The sequence below is a fragment of the Stenotrophomonas sp. 22DLJC03 genome (assembly GCF_056861405.1).
On record NZ_JBSPUG010000001.1, the window covers coordinates 1,089,663 to 1,105,349 of the forward strand.

13 protein-coding genes are annotated in these 15,687 nt (G+C 66.3%); 5 read left to right on the forward strand and 8 right to left on the reverse strand.

What is annotated here, in order from left to right; genetic code table 11:
- Nucleotides 1-68: 68 nt before the first annotated feature.
- Together AC13GA_RS05030 and AC13GA_RS05035 are read right to left on the reverse strand one after the other, a co-directional pair.
- Entirely contained in the window at nucleotides 69-362 is a 294-nt protein-coding gene (locus tag AC13GA_RS05030; protein ID WP_046983155.1) for a hypothetical protein, read from the reverse strand.
- 69 nt (nucleotides 363-431) lie between these two features.
- A complete protein-coding gene (locus tag AC13GA_RS05035; RefSeq protein ID WP_004150868.1) occupies nucleotides 432-1,376 on the reverse strand; it encodes a LysR substrate-binding domain-containing protein in 945 nt (314 codons plus the stop codon).
- A gap of 116 nt (nucleotides 1,377-1,492) precedes the next feature.
- Here AC13GA_RS05035 and AC13GA_RS05040 point away from each other — a divergent pair, with 116 nt between their 5' ends.
- Entirely contained in the window at nucleotides 1,493-2,365 is an 873-nt protein-coding gene (locus tag AC13GA_RS05040) for a DMT family transporter (RefSeq protein ID WP_482997646.1), read from the forward strand.
- A gap of 571 nt (nucleotides 2,366-2,936) precedes the next feature.
- On the opposite strand, the gene AC13GA_RS05045 is transcribed toward AC13GA_RS05040, so the two are convergent.
- Entirely contained in the window at nucleotides 2,937-3,839 is a 903-nt protein-coding gene (locus tag AC13GA_RS05045) for a peptidylprolyl isomerase (RefSeq protein WP_482997647.1), read from the reverse strand.
- Nucleotides 3,840-4,009: 170 nt separating this feature from the next.
- Here AC13GA_RS05045 and AC13GA_RS05050 point away from each other — a divergent pair, with 170 nt between their 5' ends.
- The 3 genes from AC13GA_RS05050 (at nucleotide 4,010) to AC13GA_RS05060 (ending at nucleotide 6,893) form a co-directional block, all read left to right on the forward strand.
- Entirely contained in the window at nucleotides 4,010-5,449 is a 1,440-nt protein-coding gene (locus AC13GA_RS05050; protein WP_136638661.1) for a HEAT repeat domain-containing protein, read from the forward strand.
- 92 nt (nucleotides 5,450-5,541) lie between these two features.
- The gene (locus tag AC13GA_RS05055; RefSeq protein ID WP_004150914.1) at nucleotides 5,542-5,907 is read left to right on the forward strand and encodes a PadR family transcriptional regulator; all 366 of its coding nucleotides are present in this window, start codon (nucleotides 5,542-5,544) and stop codon (nucleotides 5,905-5,907) included.
- A complete protein-coding gene (locus AC13GA_RS05060) occupies nucleotides 5,904-6,893 on the forward strand; it encodes a sensor domain-containing protein (protein ID WP_482997648.1) in 990 nt (329 codons plus the stop codon). Before AC13GA_RS05055 ends, AC13GA_RS05060 begins: the two co-directional genes overlap by 4 nt.
- Nucleotides 6,894-6,999: 106 nt before the next feature.
- Here the strand turns inward: AC13GA_RS05060 and AC13GA_RS05065 are convergent, their stop codons facing one another.
- Together AC13GA_RS05065 and AC13GA_RS05070 are read right to left on the reverse strand one after the other, a co-directional pair.
- Nucleotides 7,000-8,307 (reverse strand): polyhydroxyalkanoate depolymerase, encoded by a 1,308-nt coding sequence (locus tag AC13GA_RS05065; RefSeq protein WP_065722413.1) that lies wholly within the window; start codon nucleotides 8,305-8,307, stop codon nucleotides 7,000-7,002.
- 93 nt (nucleotides 8,308-8,400) lie between these two features.
- The gene (locus tag AC13GA_RS05070) at nucleotides 8,401-8,991 is read right to left on the reverse strand and encodes a class I SAM-dependent DNA methyltransferase (RefSeq protein WP_046983149.1); all 591 of its coding nucleotides are present in this window, start codon (nucleotides 8,989-8,991) and stop codon (nucleotides 8,401-8,403) included.
- Nucleotides 8,992-9,138: 147 nt separating this feature from the next.
- On the opposite strand from AC13GA_RS05070, the gene AC13GA_RS05075 reads away from it, so the two are divergent.
- Nucleotides 9,139-9,594, forward strand: a complete 456-nt coding sequence (locus AC13GA_RS05075; RefSeq protein WP_253077652.1) for a CopD family protein — start codon at nucleotides 9,139-9,141, stop codon at nucleotides 9,592-9,594.
- 315 nt (nucleotides 9,595-9,909) lie between these two features.
- On the opposite strand, the gene AC13GA_RS05080 is transcribed toward AC13GA_RS05075, so the two are convergent.
- The 3 genes from AC13GA_RS05080 to dnaE all read right to left on the reverse strand — a co-directional run bounded on the left by AC13GA_RS05080 (nucleotide 9,910) and on the right by dnaE (nucleotide 15,508).
- Nucleotides 9,910-10,869 (reverse strand): acetyl-CoA carboxylase carboxyltransferase subunit alpha, encoded by a 960-nt coding sequence (locus AC13GA_RS05080; protein ID WP_012510504.1) that lies wholly within the window; start codon nucleotides 10,867-10,869, stop codon nucleotides 9,910-9,912.
- A gap of 113 nt (nucleotides 10,870-10,982) precedes the next feature.
- Complete coding sequence (locus AC13GA_RS05085; RefSeq protein WP_253077651.1) at nucleotides 10,983-11,852, reverse strand: hypothetical protein; 870 nt, start codon at nucleotides 11,850-11,852, stop codon at nucleotides 10,983-10,985.
- A 65-nt stretch (nucleotides 11,853-11,917) separates the two neighbouring features.
- Nucleotides 11,918-15,508 (reverse strand): DNA polymerase III subunit alpha, encoded by a 3,591-nt coding sequence (gene dnaE, locus AC13GA_RS05090; protein WP_482997649.1) that lies wholly within the window; start codon nucleotides 15,506-15,508, stop codon nucleotides 11,918-11,920.
- Nucleotides 15,509-15,687: the final 179 nt, after the last annotated feature.

The window sequence follows — 15,687 nt, forward strand, 5'->3', positions numbered from 1 at the left end:
GGCACATGGCCCGGCGCTACCGGGGTGCTTCGAGCATCGGGTAGCGCCGGGCCATGCCCGGCGGAATATCAACCTTCGTCGGTCTCGTACTCGACGAACACATCAAGCTCCAGCGCAAGCTCCTGCACTGCATCGCGCACCTTCTGCGCAGTGCTCTCGTTGCCCACTTCCACCTCCAGTTCGTGGGTGCCCGGGCCGATGTCATCGGACAAACCGGCCGAACTGGAATCGTCGTCGTCCATGTGCGGCATCAGGTCGTCGGTTTCCTCGACATGCTCGATGCCGTCCAGGCCAAGCAGCAGATCGCTGATGGCGCGGGCGTCGTCTTCGGTTCCGGTAATACGCAGTCGTAGCAGGGCCATGGCAGAAGCACGTAGGGGAGTTCGCCTGCAGACTAGCCAGCCGCGGGCAAAGACCGGGTGAGGGCACGGTCAGCCGGCTGTGGGCATGCGCCCCAGCAGGCTGTCCGGCAGCGCCGGGATCGGCGTGCGTTCGTCCTGGGCCTGTTCCAGCAACCAGTCGATGAACAGGCGCGCGGCCGGGCTCGGCGCTTGTCCTTCGGCATGCACCACGTAGTAGGCATAGCGTGCCTTCAACGCTGGGCCAGGCAGGCGCAGCAGCTCATAGCGTTGCAGATAGGGCTGGGCGACATGCGTGCGGGCCAGTACCGCGCCCATGCCGTACACCGCCGCACGCATCGCATCGGTGCTGTCGGCGAAGGTGTGCATCGGCGGCATGGGCGAGGGCGGACGTACACCGGCGTGGCGGAACCAGTCGCGCCAACCCTGCGGTGACAGATCACTGAGCAGCGGCAGCTCGGCGATGCGTGCCGGGTCCTGCAGCGTTTCGACCCCGGCCAGCGCCGGTGAGGCGACCGGGAACAGGTTGTCGTCCATCAGATGCTGCGCATGCAGGCCGGGCCATTGGCCCAGGCCGTAGCGGATGCCGACCTCTGGCCCGTTGTCGTCGTAGCGGTCCAGGCCGCTGCCGGTGTGCAGCTCGATGCGTATGTGCGGATGGGCCTGGGTGAAGCGCGGCAGCCGTGGCAGCAGCCAGCAGTAGGACAACGAGCGCAGCGTGGTGATCCGCAGTGGCACGCTGTCGGCGTCAGGCTGCAGATGATGGGCGACCGCAGCCACATCAGCGAAGGCCGCACTGGCGGCATCGGCCAGCTGCCGTCCCTCGGCGGTGAGGCGAACGCCTCGCGCATGACGCAGGAACAGCCGGGTCTCCAGCACCTCTTCCAGACGGCGCACGTGGTGGCTGACCGCACTGGCGGTCAGGTGCAGCTCCTGCGCGGCCTGGGCGAAGTTCTGGTGGCGCGCGGCGACCGCGAACACGGCCAGCGCGGGCAGCAGGGAAGGGCGTAGCAGCATGTCGAGCCTCAAACCATATTTGTGGCTGGCAGCGATACTACGCGCTTGTGTGGCGGTCGTCTGCGGCCGATCCTGTGAGGCCGGACGAGGAATGCAGTGATGGTTGGAGAACGGATATGAATGCGGTACCACAGGCGGCCGAGCGCGACTGGCGCACGCCGCTGGAATTGACCCTGCTGGGCGCCATCTGGGGCTGCTCGTTCCTGTTCATGCGGGTGGCGGTGCCATCGTTCGGCCCGTTCGCGCTGGTCGAGGTGCGGCTGGTGCTGGGCGCGCTGGTGCTGCTGCCGTTCCTGTGGCGCGCGCGTGCGCAGTTCCCGCCACGACGCTGGCTGTGGCTGGCGCCCATCGGCCTGGTCAACTCGGCGCTGCCGTTTGTTCTGTTTGCCTATGCCGCCGAGCGTGCCCCTGCGGCGATCGGCGCGATCTGCAACGCGATGACCGTGCTGTTCGCCGCGCTGATCGCCTTCCTGTTTTTCGGTGAGAAGATCGGCGCGCGGCGTGCGGGTGCGCTGCTGGTCGGCTTTGCCGGCGTAGTGGTGTTGGCCACGGCCAAGATCTCGGGCCTGAGCATCGGTACGGCCGTGCTGGCAGGTGCGGCCGCTTCGCTGTTGTACGGTCTGGGCGTGAACCTGGTGAAGCGGCACATGACCGGATTGCCTTCGGCTGCGGCGGCCGCCGCCACGCTGTCGTGCGCCTCATTGTGGTTGCTGCCGATGGCGCTCACCCATCTGCCGCAGGGCCCGATCCCGGGCAAGGCCTGGGGCGCGGCAATCGCGCTGGGCGTGGTCTGTACTGGATTCGCCTTCCTGATGTTCTATCGTCTGATCGGCCGCATCGGCCCGTCGCGTGCATCGACGGTGACCTATCTGGTGCCGTTGTTCGGCGCAGCGTTCGCGTGGCTGTTCCTGGGTGAAGCGGTCACGGTGCAGATGTTGATTGCCGGTGCGTTGATTCTGGGGAGTGTGGCGGTGAGTCAGAAGGGCTGAGGTGTTTTGCACGTGGTGCGTGCTGAAGGCGCTTCATTGTTCATGGGCGTCACTTTTCTTTGTACGCAAAGAAAAGTAACCAAAAGAAACGCGCCGCCAGGTCGCGAGCCGCCGTGCTTCGCACGTCGGTCCCCTGCGCTTCTCGGTGAATCAGGGGACAGTGCCGAACTCGCTACGCTCAGACATCGGCACCTCTTCGCCCCTGATTCCCCTGCGATGCTCGGCTCGCTCAAGGCGGACCCAGATCAAAGGCCACAGCCGCGAGTGCGGGCAACGACAGCGCCGGACCATGCGCGGCGAATGATGCGGTCGCTTTGGACGTTGGGTCCGCCTTGAGCGAGCCGAGCACCGCAGGTCCGGCGAGGGCGAAGAGGCGCGGGTGTCTGAGCGCAGCGAGTTCCCGCGCCGTCCCTCGACGGGCCGAGGAGCGCAGGGCACCGGTGCGCAACGCGCATCGGCTCGTGACCGGCGGAACGTTTCTTTTGGTTACTTTTCTTTGCGTACAAAGAAAAGTAACGCCCATGAACGGTGAAGCACCTTCAGCACGCGCCACGCGCAGGAAGCCAGCCTCCTACCGCACCGGCACCGGAATATTGCAAAGATCGATATGCCCCGCTGGGCGCTTGTAGAAATCGTCCACACGATTGCGCCTCGCTTCGACCGTATCGGCGAACGTCTTTGAATCAGTGCGCAGCACCTGGATTGGCGTGCGCTCGGCCGCCGGCACGTCGCTGGCGCGGCGGATCGACACGATCGGCGTGCGCAGCTTCGGGTCGGCATAGAAACCCATCGGCGCCGGTCCGCGCGGGGTCGCGCTGAGCAGTTCCATGCCCTTCAGCACACGACCGACCAGGGTGATGTTGCGGTCCAGCTGACGCGGTGATTGGCCGGTCACCACGTACAGTTCGGCACCGATGCTGCTGTCTTCCTCGTTGCTGCGGCCGGCGCCCAGCATGCCGTAGCAGTGCGCCAGCCAGGCCTTGCCGGCCTGCGGGTCCTGGCCGACCGGGAAGCCGTCGAAGAAACCGGTCTGCGCGGCCCAGCCATCGCGATCCGGCAGCACGCTGACCTTCAGGCCTGCGCTGGCGCGCTCGAACTCGGCCGGCAGCTTGCGCGCGGCACTGCCGAACGGCTTGGCCTTGGCCGCGTCATCGGCGTCGGCATCACCGAACTGCACCACGAAGTTGTCCTGCGAACGGTAGATGCTGGTGCCGTCCCAGAAGTGTTCGTGGGCAAAGGTCTGGATGTTGGCGACATGGCGCGGGGCGAATTGCGGAGCCAGCTCGATGATCACCCGTCCGGCCGGCAGGTCCATGTACAGCAGGTTGGCCGGGTCCGGCGTGCGCCAGTCGCTGGCCGCCGAGGCGTCGAGGATCTGCTGCGGGCTTCTGTAGGGCGAGGCCGCGCTGGCCATTGCGGGCAGCAGGCAGGTCAGGGCGAGGGCGGTCAGGGCAAGGCGTCGACGGTGCGGCATGGGATCCCCGGAACATGAACGAGGGTCTGATTCTGCGCGAGAGTACGCGCCTGCGCCACGGTGGCGTGCTGGCCCTGTCCATGCAGGTGCGGCACGATGGCCATTGTCCTTGATGGAAGCAGATGATGGTGATACCGCATCCGGAAGCGCCCGAAGCCGCACTGCGCGCGATGATCGACCAGATCCTGAAGGGGTTCGTCGATGAGGGGGTGGATCGTCTGCATTGGTTGCAGACGCTGTCGCCACGAGGGTTGTTCGATCTTGATGAGCGTCGACGCAGCTGGTGGGCCCCCAACGGCGATGGCCTGCTCGACTGCCTGAAGGCCTGCGCAGCGCCGCCGGTCGATGTGCAGACGGCGGCACTGTTCCTTGCGGGCTCGGACGGCAATGGTCACACGCGCGAGGCCGCGTTGCAGAAGATGCGCTCGGTGCCCAGCCATCTGACGTTGTCCTGTGCCTTGCTCCGCTGCAATGATTGGGTGGCCGAAGTGCGCGCGGTAGCGCGGGATGTTGTGATGTCCCTGCTCGAACAGTGTGCTGTGCACCACGTGCTGAAGGCTTGGCCGATCGCTGTCCGCTTGCGCGATGCACAGCGCGTGCAACGGGAGTGGCTCGACGGCGGCCTGTTCGCCTGGCTGTCGTCGCCAGCCGCTCACCCCGTTCTTGAAGGGCTGCTGGGCCACCCCGAGGCAAGAACCCGGCTGGCCGCCTTCACCATCGCCCTGCAGATCCATCCAGACCCGGAGGAACTGCGCTCGCTCGCGCTGCTGGACAACAGTCCGCAAGTCTCGCACCTGGCACTTACACATCTCTTGGCGAACGGCGTGCCTGGGGAGATCGAAGAGAAATGTGTCGTGGCGTTGGCCGCGCCCTCCAGCGGGGTGCGTGCCGGCGCGTTGCGGGCACTGGTCGAACGTAACGTGCCGGGTCTCGATGCACACATCGAAGCTGCCGCATTTGACCGTTCGCGCAGCGTGCGCAGATTGGCGGCGTGGCTGCTTCAGCAGCGCCATGCTCCCCCCGCGATCACGTTGTGGCGCGATGAACTTCAGCAGCGTACCCGCGGGCGCTGGCGCGAGGCATTGGAAGCGTTGGGCGACCACGCCGAGGCTGCAGATGCGACCGCGCTGCGCGCGTTGTTGCCCCAGGTGTCGGCGCGCCATCGACGCAGCTGCCTGCGCGGTTGGCTGAGGGCTGGGGACGGCGCCAGTCTGGAATGGTTGCGTGCCGCACTGGAAGAGCCTGGGCGGACAGTGAACGAGCTGCTGGCCCGTGCGACGCCCCTGTGGGCCGGCGAGCTGGATCCGGTCCGGCTGGTGGCGTTCTGCCACGATGGTCCTTCGCACGTGGCACAGGTCGGCCTGCTGAGCCAGTTGCGCAGACTGCCCCTTTGGCAGCACCTCGATCTGCTGCTGGACGCGGTGCCGCAGCGCGAGGATGAGCGGGCTTGGCACCTGCGACTGGTGGAGAACTGGCTTCGGGCGAGCCAGCATTACTCACCACTGGGGGCCGCGCGCCGTCAGGCACTGGTCAGCCGGCTAGAAGAGGGCAGGCACACGCTGCCGGAGGCGGCCACCGCGCAGGTGCTGGAGGCGATACGTCGGGCCTGAATGCGCCTCGCCAACCGTCAGAGTGACTAACGACACATTCGCTATACCGAACTTCGCACTACTGTGGACTTCAACGTAGTGGAGGGCCGGTCATGTCCGAGGACGATGTCCACCTGAAGAAGTTCCAGAAGGAGCTCAGCGCCGGAACCGTGTCGCTGGCCCTGCTGGCAGTGCTGGCCCGGGCCGGCGAGCCGCTGTACGGCTACCTGATTGCCAAGGAGCTGGAGCGGGTGGGCGAGGGCGTGCTGAGCGGCAAGCAGAGCGCGCTGTACCCGGTGCTGCGGAACCTGGAGGGTGCGGGCCTGCTGGAAAGTCATGTGGAGCCGTCCAGCAGCGGGCCGCCGCGGCGCTACTACCGCATCAATGAACGTGGCCGCGAGGTGTTGGCGCAATGGCGCCAGGCGTGGCAGGCCACCCGCGATTCCGTCGATTCCGTGTTGGAGGGGGTACCACAATGAACGACCCGAGCCTGGCAGGCAGTGCCCTGCCGACCACCATTCCGCAGTATCTGGCGCAGCTGCGCGCGGCACTGGAAGGCGCCGACCCGGCGATGGTGCAGGACGCACTGTACGACGCCGAGGAGTATCTGCGCTCGGAGCTGGCGGCGCAGCCCGGGCGCAGCGAGACCGAAGTGATCGCCGACGTCGCCGGCAGCTATGGCGCACCGGATGAAGTGGCCGAGATCTACCGCGAGACCGAAGTGACGGTGAATCGTGCGTTGCGCTCGCCGCGTGCGGATACCGCGCCGATGCTGCGTGCGGCCGCGCAAGCGAGCGGCGTGGAGCCTGCCGCGCCGCCGCCGACGCCGGTGCAGCGCTCGCTGCTGGCGCGTTTCTTCGGCGTGGTGGCCGATCCGCATACCTATGGCGCGCTGTTCTACATGCTGCTGTCGCTGGCCACCGGCATCTTCTTCTTCACCTGGGTGGTGACTGGTCTGTCGCTGTCGCTGGGCCTGCTGATCCTGATCATCGGCATCCCGCTGACGGTGCTGTTCTTCGGCTCGGTGCGCGGGCTGGCGTTGCTGGAAGGGCGGCTGGTGGAAGCGCTGCTGGGCGAGCGCATGCCGCGTCGTCCGCGCTACACCGACCGCAGCCGCACATGGCTGCAGCGCATCGGCGACATGTTCACCGATGGCCGCACCTGGCTGACGCTGCTGTACTTCGTGCTGATGCTGCCGCTGGGCATCATCTACTTCACCATCGCGGTGACGCTGCTGTCGCTGTCGCTGAGCCTGATCTGGGCGCCGGTCGCAGCGATCTTCAGTGGCGACATCCCCGGCGTGTACATCAACGACGTGAACGTGTTGCCGATGGCGGCCTCGCCGCTGGTGGCGATCGCGGTTGCCGCAGTGGGTGCGCTGCTGCTGGTGCTGACCCTGCATCTGGCACGCGGCATCGGCAAGCTGCATGGCTTGATCGCCAAGAACCTGCTGGTGCGGCTGTAAGCGGGAATCCACGCTTTGGTAGGTGCCAACCTTGGTTGGCACGATCCATCGGATATCGGGATTCATGGTAGAGCGCCAACCAGGGTTGGCATCTACCAGGGGCGAGTTACCCCGCCTTGCGGCGCAACGGGGTGACGTTGCTCTTCTTCTTTGAGGCCTTCGCCGCCGGTGCTTCGGCATGCGCGGCGAAGAAATCGCGCACCTTCGGGTACACCACTTCGCGCCAGCGACGGCCGCTGAAGATGCCGTAGTGGCCGGCGCCTTCAACGATGAAATGCTCGCGACGGTCCGCGCCGATGCCAGTGCACAGCGCCTGCGCCGCTTCGGTCTGGCCGAGGCCGGCGATGTCGTCCAGCTCGCCTTCGATGCTCAACAGTGCGGTATCGCGGATCGCCGACGGATCGACCTTCTCGCCGTTGACCACCCACTCGCCACGCGGCAGCAGGAAGTCCTGGAACACCACGCGGATGGTATCCAGGTAGTACTTGGCCGGCATGTCCAGCACGGCGTTGTACTCATCATAGAAGTTGCGATGAGCGTCGGCGTCTTCCAGATCGCCCTTGACCAGGTCGGTGTAGAAATCCCAGTGCGAGCTGAAGTGGCGGCTGGGATTCATCGACAGGAAGCCGGCGTGCTGCAGGAAGCCCGGGTACACGCGACGGCCGGCGCCGGGATAGCTGGCCGGCACGGTGTGGATGACGTTGTTCTCGAACCACGACAGCGGGTTCTGCGTGGCCAGGTTGTTGACGGCGGTCGGACTGCAGCGCGCATCGATCGGACCACCCATCATCACCAGCGTGCGCGGGGTCGGTTCACCACGGCTGGCCATCAGCGAAACCGCCGCCAGCACCGGCACCGTCGGCTGGCACACGCTCACCACGTGCAGGCGCTCGACGCCGAGATGGCGGATGAACTCCTGGATGTAGGCGATGTAGTCGTCGAGGCCGAACTCGCCCTCGCTGGCCGGCACCATGCGCGCGTCGACCCAGTCGGTCACATACACGCGGTGGTCGCGCAGCAGCGTGCGCACGGTGTCGCGCAGCAGCGTGGCGTGGTGGCCGGACAGCGGCGCCACCACCAGCACGAACGGCTGGTTGAGCATGGTGTGCAGCTGGTCGGCTTCATTGCTGTGGCGCTTGAAGCGCAGCAGCTTGCAGAACGGCTTGCTCACTTCCTCGTGCACGACGATCGGCACGCGCTCGCCTTCGACATCGATTTCGTTGATGCCCCATTCGGGCTTCTCGTAATCCTTGCCGATGCGATGGAACAGCTCATTGACGGCCGCCAGTCGATCGGCGCCGGGCATCTGCGACCACCAGTGGCCCGGGGTGGCGAAGAACTTGGCGTTGGCCTGGGCCTGGTGCACCCAGGGGGCGAGCAGGTTGCGGGTCAGTTCGTGCAGTTGATAGAGCATGCCGACCGAATATGTATGGTCATATGTTGCCGCGCAGCATATCCCATCCGGGTGTCCCGCAGGTTAAGTTGGCTGAAAATAATGAATCCGGATTCACATCCGCTCCAACGCCGCCGCATCGCCTGCCAGAGCGGGGCCGAGCCAGCAATGCGACCCTGCCGGCTGCATGCCCTGCCGGGCCAATTCACGCCGGTACCAGCGCGCCGGGCGGGCCTGGAAGCCATCGTGGTCGCCTTCGAACGCATCCTCGGCGGCGAAGGTCTCCAGGAAGGCCACCCCCGCGGTCAGTTCAGCCACGCCGGCCAGGCCTGCGCGCAGTTCGCGATTGGGTACGTAGTGCATCACGTCCGAGCAGATCAGCAGGTCGACCGGGGCACAGGGCCGCAGCCAAGCGAAATCACCGAAGCTGGCCAGGTGCAGGTTGCGGGTCCGACCGTAGCGGCGCACAGCGTACTCGCTGCTGTCGAAGCCGAGGTATTCGACCTTCGGACGCAGCTTCAGCAGCGGTGCGCGCCAGGCGCCTTCGCCACAGCCGATATCCAGCACGCTGCGGATCGGCCGTTCCAGGTAGTACTCGGCGCTGGCCACGGCCAGAGCGACCTTGCGCGCCAGTCGAGCGCTGCCGCCGATGTCGGCGCTGCGGTACCAGCGTTGGAAGTAGGCGGCGTCGTAGGTCTTGTCCATGGGTCGGTCGCAGTGGTGAAAACGGCGCTTATCGTACGGCGTTGCGGCGTGCCATGCGTCGATGTGTCGCGGCGCTGGCGCGAGGGGTGGCCCGGCCACGGCATGCGAGAATGGCCGCCAACCTACGCCAGCCGCCGGAGCGAGCGCATGCAGAGCTACTACTGGGTCAAGACCTTCCACATCGTGTTCGTGGTGGCGTGGATGGCGACGGTGTTCTACCTGCCGCGCATTCTGGTGAATCTGGCCGAGACCGCTGGCCAGCCGGCGGTGACCGAGCGCCTGCAGCTGATGGGCCTGCGCCTGTACCGCTTCGGCCACTCGATGTTCGGCCTGGCGTTCCTGCTGGGTCTGGTGCTGTGGCTGGGCTACAGGGTCATCCCGGATTTCCCGACCATGGTCGCCCCCGGTGGCGCTGGTTGGCTGCACGCCAAGCTGGGCCTGGTAGTCTTGCTGCTGGCGTATTTCATCTGGATCGGGCGGCTGCTGAAGGGCGTGGCCAAGGGCAGGGCGCTGCCGTCGTCGCGCGCGCTGCGCTGGATCAACGAGATCCCGCTGCTGGCCTTCATCCCGATCGTCTGGCTGGTGCTGGCCAAGCCGTTCTGAGATCCCGCTATCCGTAGAGCCATGCTTGGGGCTCTAAGGGTTCGCGTGATTCTTCGCCAAAGCAGAGGCATCCACGCGTGGCGAGGATCTACTGGGGGCAGCTGTGGCTTTTGATGTTCAGGTCCGCCATGAGCGAGCCGAGCATCGCAGGTGAAACAGGGGCGAAGAGGCGCCGATGTCTGAGCGCAGCGAGTTCGGCGCCGTCCCCTGATTCACCGAGAAGCGCAGGGAACCGGTGCATGGCACCGGCTCGCGTTCGGCGGCGTGTTCTTTGGTTACTTTCTTGCACGAGCAAGAAAGTAACAAGCCGATGAATCAGGCCGCTTCGTACGTGCCGTAGCTGCGCAGGCGGGTATAGCGCTGTTCCAGCAGCTGCTCGGTGGACAGCTTTTCCAGCGCATCCAGCTCGTTCAGCAGTACCGCCTTCAGGCGCTTGGCCATCTGCGTCGGGTTGCGGTGGGCGCCACCGGTCGGCTCGCGCACGACCTTGTCGACCAGGCCCAGGCTCTTCAGGCGCGGGGCAGTCAGGCCCAGCTGCTCGGCCGCGTCCTTCGCCTTGCCGGCGTCCTTCCACAGGATCGAGGCGCAACCTTCCGGGGTGATGGTCGAGTAGACCGCATATTCCAGCATCACGGTGCGGTCACCCACGCCCAGCGCCAGCGCGCCGCCGGAGCCGCCTTCGCCGATCACGGTGCAGATGATCGGCACCTTCAGCTCAGCCATCTCGATCAGGTTGCGCGCGATCGCTTCGGACTGGCCGCGCGATTCGGCGTCGATGCCCGGCCAGGCGCCGGCGGTATCGATCAGGGTCAGCACCGGTAGGCCGAAGCGCTCGGCCATCTTCATCAGGCGCAGCGCCTTGCGGTAGCCCTCCGGCTTGGGCATGCCGAAGTTGCGCTTGATCTTTTCCTTGGTGTCGCGGCCCTTCTGGTGGCCGATCACCATCACCGAACGGCCGTTGATGCGGGCCAGGCCGCCCATGATGGCCTTGTCGTCGGCGAAGGCACGGTCGCCGGCCAGCTCCTGGAACTCATCGAACATCACGCGGAGGTAGTCGGCGGTGTACGGGCGCGACGGGTGACGGGCCAGCTGCAGTACCTGCCACGAGGTCAGGTTGCGGAAGATCTGCGCGGTGCGCAGGCGCAGCTTGTCCTGCAGCGCGTGCACTTCCGCCTCGACATTGACCGCCGGCCCGGCGCTGGCGTTGCGCAGTTCCTGGATCTTGGCTTCCAGGTCGGCGATGGGTTGCTCGAAGTCGAGGTAGTTCGGATTCATCGGAAGCCGTCGTGTAAAGAAGGGGGGAATTCTAGCCGAATGCGTGCAAAGCACCCGTACGCCTTCGTCTGGAAGGCGACGGTAGCGCAGCCGGGCAGGGCGCGCCAGTCAGCTCAAGGCACCACCAGCGCGCTGCGGCCCATCAGCTGGCTGCGCTGGGAAACGAAGTCGTTGTAGGCCTCGTTGGCCTCACGGCCCAGCCCACTGCCCAGAGTGGCGGTGGCCGAGGTGAAGGCCATCTGTGCGGCGAAGTCCTGCTTGCGCAGGGCCTTCTGTTCATCGGCGGTGGTCGCCTTCAGCCAGCGCGCATAGACCTCGCGCAGCGGCGCGGCATGCGCCTCGAAGGCCGGCACCAGCGCCGGCAGGCTGGCCGGGGCCGGTTCCAGGCCGAACGTCGGGGCCACGTAGCCGGCCGGCTGCTCGCGCTTGAACGCGCCGGGCTCGCCCATGCCTTCTTCCACGTAGGTGATGAAATCCGGCGCGGTGAACACCTTGGCCACGATCTGGCCGCCGCTGGAATCGACGTGGGCGACCACCTTTTCCTTGGGGAACGGTTCGCGCACGCCGTAGGTCCAGGTCTTGTCGATGAACAGTTCGTGGCTCTTCTCGAACGGGCCTTCGAAGTCGACGCCGCCCAGCTCGATGCCGGCCTTGCCGGTGCCGAAGTTCTTCAGCTTGCTCTCGTCGGTGACATAGATCTCGCGGGCGACCACGTACTCGCTCAGGGTCGGGTTGATCAGCCCGCCACGACCGTCGACGTAGACGATGAAGCGCACATCACCGAGCTTGTCGGTGTGCAGGCGATGCTCGCCCACGGCCAGCGAAATCGGGCGCGAGCCCTGTGCGGCCACCGGCAGGTCCTGGCCGTCGATGCTCAACGCCAGCGGCGTGTCGGTCGGGTTGTCGATCTGGAACTCGATCTTCGACGGGGAGCAGGCGGCCAGTGCGAGCGCAGCGGCGAACGGGAACAACAGGGTCTTCATCGGTAATCGTCCTTGATACTTGGAACGGGGAAATCAGAAGTTTCAGGAAAACCAGAGAGCCAGCCTCAGCTGGCCCATGGCGGGCTGTAGCGCACCTTCAGCGTGCGCACGGCCGGGTCGGCGCGCAGCGCCTCCATCAGCTTGGAATCGATGCGTACCGCGCTCTGCCCGGACACATCGAGCATGCCGGCGACGCCGCCGTGCGGCCCTTTCAGCAGCAGGTCCAGGCGCAGCGGCGTGCGGCCGGGGCGGTGGCGGTCGAGCAGGGCGTCGATGCGCTCCCATACCGGGCGCTGCTGGCGCAGGTCCAGGCGCAGCGACAGCCGCGTGGCGTAGTTGGCGCAGACTTCGTCGAAGTCCCAGCACTGGCGGATGCGCAATGCGAAACCGCCGTTGAATTCGTCCTCGCGCAGGCCACCCTTGACCACCAGGATGCGGTCCTTGGTCATCAGGTGGCCGAACTCGGCCATCGCGTCGGAGAACGCGCTGCACTCGACGCGACCGCGACCATCTTCGAGCTGGATGAAGATCTGGCTTTCACCCTTGCGGCGCACGCCGACCACCTGGCCCGCCAGCACCGTCTGCACTTCAGGTCGCCAGCGCTTCTCCCCGCCGCCACCGCCACCGCTGTTGGCGCTCCAGATCTTTTCCACTGAACCCAGGTCAGTACCGACCAGGTCGCGCACATCGTCACGCCAGGGGTCGAAGGGGTGGCCGCTGAGGTAGAAGCCCAGCGTGTCGCGCTCGCCATTGAGGCGCTGCAGCAGCGGCCATTCCTCGGCTTCGGGAAGGTCCAGCTGGATGGTCGCCGTGCTCGGGTCGGGGCCACCGAACAGCGAGTTCTGGCCGGAGGCACGCTCGCGCGCCATCTGCTCGGTGGCCTTGATCACTTCCGGCAGCTGCAGCATCAACGAGGCGCGATTGCGGCCCAGCTCGTCCAGCGCGCCGCAGTTGATCATCGCCTCCAGCGTGCGCCGGTTGAGCTTGGCCGAACCGACGCGGGTGCAGAAGTCGAGCAGGTCCTTGTAGTCGCCGCCCTTCAGGCGTTCGTCCACCACCGCCTCGCAGGCACCCTGGCCGACGCCCTTGATCGCGCCCAGGCCGTACTGGATGGTGTCCGGGGTGACCGCTTCGAACATGAAGGCCGAGTGGTTCACCTTCGGCGGCAGCACGGTCAGGCCCAGGTTGCGCACCTCGTCCAGGAAGCCCACCACCTTCTCGGTGTTGTCCAGGTCCGAGGACAGCGTGGCCGCCATGAACTCGGCCGGGTAATGGCGCTTGAGCCAGGCGGTCTGGTAACTGACCAGCGCGTAGGCGGCGGCGTGCGACTTGTTGAAGCCGTAGCCGGCGAACTTCTCCATCAGGTCGAAGATCGCGTCGGCCTTGGCTTCGTCCACGCCGTCCTTGGCCGCACCTTCGCGGAAGATCTCACGGTGCTTGGCCATTTCGGCCGGCACCTTCTTGCCCATCGCACGGCGCAGCAGGTCGGCGCCGCCCAGCGAGTAGCCGCCGACGATCTGCGCCATCTGCATCACCTGCTCCTGGTACACCATGATGCCGTAGGTGTCCTTCAGGATGGCTTCGGTGCGCGGATCGGGATAGATGATTTCTTCCTGGCCGTGCTTACGCGCGTTGAAGGAAGGAATCAGGTCCATCGGGCCGGGGCGGTACAGCGACACCAGCGCGATCAGGTCTTCGAACCGGTCGGGGCGCGCGTCCTTCAGCAGGCGCCGCATGCCCGAGGATTCGAACTGGAACACCGCGCCGGTATTGCCGTTGGCGAAGATGTCCTTGTAGGTGGGCGTGTCGTCCAGCGGAATCGCGGCGATGTCCACCGGCGGAATGCCGGCGCGCTCATGGCGCTTGTTGATCGCCTTCACCGCCCAATCGATGATGGTCAGCGTGCGCAGGCCGAGGAAGTCGAACTTCACCAGGCCCACTTCTTCCACGTCGTTCTTGTCGAACTGGGTGACCGGGTTCTTGCCGAGCCCGTTCTCGTCGTGTTCGGCGTACAGCGGGCAGAACTCGCTCAGCGGCTCGGGACCGATCACCACGCCACCGGCATGCTTGCCGGCGTTGCGGGTCAGGTCTTCCAACTGCAGCGCCAGGTCGATCAGGTCGCGGACATCGTCCTCGGTTTCGTAGCGCTGGATCAGTTCGGCCGAGGCCATTTCCGAGCTGGGGCCTTCCTTGCCCTTGCCCAGCGCATCCTTCAGGTGGATGCCGAGGATGTTCGGGATCAGCTTGGAGACGCCGTCGACCAGGCCGTACGGGAAACCGAGCACGCGACCGGAGTCACGCACCACTGCCTTTGCGGCCATGGTGCCGTAGGTGATGATCTGGCTGACGCGCTCGCGCCCGTACTTGCGCGCGACGTAGTCGATCACCTCGTCGCGGCGGTCCATGCAGAAGTCGATGTCGAAGTCGGGCATCGACACGCGTTCCGGATTGAGGAATCGCTCGAACAGCAGGTTGTACGGCAGCGGGTCCAGGTCGGTGATCTTCAGCGCCCACGCCACCAGCGAGCCGGCACCCGAACCACGGCCCGGGCCGATCGGGATGCCCTGGTTCTTGCCCCACTGGATGAAGTCGGCAACGATCAGGAAGTAACCCGGGAAGCCCATCTTGATGATGGTGTTGAGCTCGAACTCCAGGCGTTCGAAGTACTCCTCGCGGGTCTTGCCCGGCGCCAGAGGATTCTTCTCCAGGCGCTCTTCCAGGCCGTCGCGCGACATCTTCTGGATCCAGGTGTCCAGGGTCTCGTCGTCGGGCACCGGGTAGTTGGGCAGGAAGTAGGTGCCCAGCCGCATCTCGATGTTGCAGCGTTCGGCCAGCGCCAGCGTGTTGTCGATCGCATCGGGGATGTCGGCGAACAGCGCGCACATCTCCTCGGCCGACTTCAGGTACTGCTGGTCGCTGTACTCGCGCGGGCGCTTGGGATCGTCCAGCACGCGGCCGGTGGAAATGCATACGCGCGCTTCGTGCGCGCTGAAATCCGTCGGCGACAGGAAGCGCACGTCGTTGCTGGCCACCACCGGCAGGCCACGCTGGCCGGCCGCCATCAGTGCGAACTGGTTGAAGGTTTCTTCGCCTTCGCGGCCGGTGCGGGTCAGCTCCAGGTGCAGGCCGTCGCCGAACACGCGTTGCCAGTCGGCCAGCTGCTGCTCGGCCAGTTCATGCTTGCCGTCCAGCGCCAGGCGCCCGGCCAGGCTCTGCCGGCCAGCGAGTGCGAACAGGTTGGCGTTGCCGGCCTTCAGCCAGTCCGGGTGGATTGCAACGCCGCCTTCGGGGCGATGGCCTTCCATCCAGGCGCGGGTCAGCAGGCGCGACAGGCTCAGGTAGCCCTCGCGGTCGCGGCACAGCAGCGTCATCCGCCACGGGTCCTGCCCGTCCTCGGCGATCAGCACATCGGCGCCGGCGATCGGCTTGATGCCCACGCCTTCGGCCGCCTTGTAGAACTTGACCAGGGCGAACAGGTTGTTGAGGTCGGTCACCGCCAGTGCGGGCAGGCCAAGCTCGACCGAGCGCGACAGCAGGTTGGCCTGCTTGGCCTTCTTCGGGTCGGCCTGATCGGGTTTGGCCGGCACGCGGATGGTCGAGTCCGCCAGCGAGAACTCGGTGTGGACGTGGAGATGTACGAAGCGGGAGTTGGACATGCCGGACCAGGTTGGAGCGCGCGGGCCCCGGGTGCTGACGGGGGAATCGTCGCCGGGGTCGGGAAGCGCTGGAGTGCCTGGTCAGGGTAGCGAGGGCAGGGGGTGGCGACAAGGCTTGACGGTACGGCGATTGCGCGCATGCCGCCGGGCATGGCCCGGCGCTACCGGATGCGTTCATA

Coding starts and splice junctions, on each gene's coding strand:
- AC13GA_RS05080 (WP_012510504.1), bottom strand. CDS start 10,869: ATGAATCCGAACTACCTCGACTTCGAGCAACCCATCGCCGACCTGGAA.
- AC13GA_RS05070 (WP_046983149.1), bottom strand. CDS start 8,991: ATGGACAAGACCTACGACGCCGCCTACTTCCAACGCTGGTACCGCAGC.
- AC13GA_RS05065 (WP_065722413.1), bottom strand. CDS start 8,307: ATGCTCTATCAACTGCACGAACTGACCCGCAACCTGCTCGCCCCCTGG.
- AC13GA_RS05045 (WP_482997647.1), bottom strand. CDS start 3,839: ATGCCGCACCGTCGACGCCTTGCCCTGACCGCCCTCGCCCTGACCTGC.
- AC13GA_RS05030 (WP_046983155.1), bottom strand. CDS start 362: ATGGCCCTGCTACGACTGCGTATTACCGGAACCGAAGACGACGCCCGC.
- AC13GA_RS05035 (WP_004150868.1), bottom strand. CDS start 1,376: ATGCTGCTACGCCCTTCCCTGCTGCCCGCGCTGGCCGTGTTCGCGGTC.
- AC13GA_RS05055 (WP_004150914.1), top strand. CDS start 5,542: ATGTCCGAGGACGATGTCCACCTGAAGAAGTTCCAGAAGGAGCTCAGC.
- AC13GA_RS05060 (WP_482997648.1), top strand. CDS start 5,904: ATGAACGACCCGAGCCTGGCAGGCAGTGCCCTGCCGACCACCATTCCG.
- AC13GA_RS05040 (WP_482997646.1), top strand. CDS start 1,493: ATGAATGCGGTACCACAGGCGGCCGAGCGCGACTGGCGCACGCCGCTG.
- dnaE (WP_482997649.1), bottom strand. CDS start 15,508: ATGTCCAACTCCCGCTTCGTACATCTCCACGTCCACACCGAGTTCTCG.
- AC13GA_RS05075 (WP_253077652.1), top strand. CDS start 9,139: ATGCAGAGCTACTACTGGGTCAAGACCTTCCACATCGTGTTCGTGGTG.
- AC13GA_RS05050 (WP_136638661.1), top strand. CDS start 4,010: ATGATCGACCAGATCCTGAAGGGGTTCGTCGATGAGGGGGTGGATCGT.
- AC13GA_RS05085 (WP_253077651.1), bottom strand. CDS start 11,852: ATGAAGACCCTGTTGTTCCCGTTCGCCGCTGCGCTCGCACTGGCCGCC.